Source organism: Streptomyces sp. YIM 98790 (genome assembly GCF_011421595.1).
Classification (GTDB): Bacteria; Actinomycetota; Actinomycetes; order Streptomycetales; family Streptomycetaceae; genus Streptomyces.
This window is the reverse complement of the sequence record NZ_WTLH01000395.1, coordinates 1-822: the sequence shown is the minus strand read 5'-3', so window position 1 is coordinate 822 and position 822 is coordinate 1. Positions and strand designations below refer to the sequence as shown.

General features: G+C 77.6%; 1 protein-coding gene and 1 pseudogene. Both read right to left on the bottom strand.

What is annotated here, in order from left to right; genetic code table 11:
* Positions 1–252 (bottom strand): annotated as a pseudogene (locus tag GQS09_RS28850) (hypothetical protein); the annotation flags it as partial.
* A gap of 298 nt (positions 253–550) precedes the next feature.
* Positions 551–822: ABC transporter C-terminal domain-containing protein (locus tag GQS09_RS28325; RefSeq protein WP_243761897.1), on the bottom strand; the 272-nt coding region annotated here is incomplete at its 5' end.

The following is an 822-nucleotide window of genomic DNA, read 5'->3' as shown; positions in this document are numbered from 1 at the left end:
CCCGGGCGGACCCGCGGGCGGCGGCGTGGGAGCGCCGAAGCCTCCGGCCGGCGGCGGGGTACCGGGCTGCACACCGGGCTGGGCCATCATGGTGGGCGCGGCCTCGGGCGGCACACCGCCGGCTCCCGGCCCGGGCGGGGGAGGAGGCGGCGTCTGCGGCTGCTCGGCCTGCTGCGGCTGCTCCTCCGGGGGCTGTGGCGGCTGCTGCGGCGGCCCCGGCGGAGGGCTGGGCGGTGGCGGCGGCTGTGACATGACTCCCCCTGAGTAGGGCAATGCGGGCATACGGAACCCATGGCCGTCGGATTCCGGCCAGGGCCTTTCTACCACCGGACACTGTCACCGACGGATCCGGTTCCCCGTTCCGGCCAAGCCGTGACCACCCCGCAACCGTTTCCCGCCCCGGCAGTCACCACCCTCCCGCCCCAACCCTCCCCGCGGCCGGGCGGATTGCCGCGGCGCTCCCGGCCGGGAGCGCCGCNCGGCCGGGCGGATTGCCGCGGCGCTCCCGGCCGGGAGCGCCGCGCACGGCCACCGCTCCCGGCGGGAAGGTTCAGAGCCCCTCGGAGAGTTCGAGCCAGCGGGTCTCCAGGGTGTCGCGCTCGGCGGTCAGTTCGCGCAGCCGCCGGTCCAGGTCGGCGACCCGGGCGAAGTCCGTGGCGTGCTCGGCCATGTCCGCGTGCAGCGCGCTCTCCTCGGTGCCGATCCGGTCCAGCCGCCGTTCGATCTTCTGAAGTTCCTTCTGTGCGGCACGGGTGAGCTGCGCCGGCTTGGGCGGGGCCGGCGCCGCGGCCGGCGCCGCCGCGGAGGCCGCCGAGGCCGCGG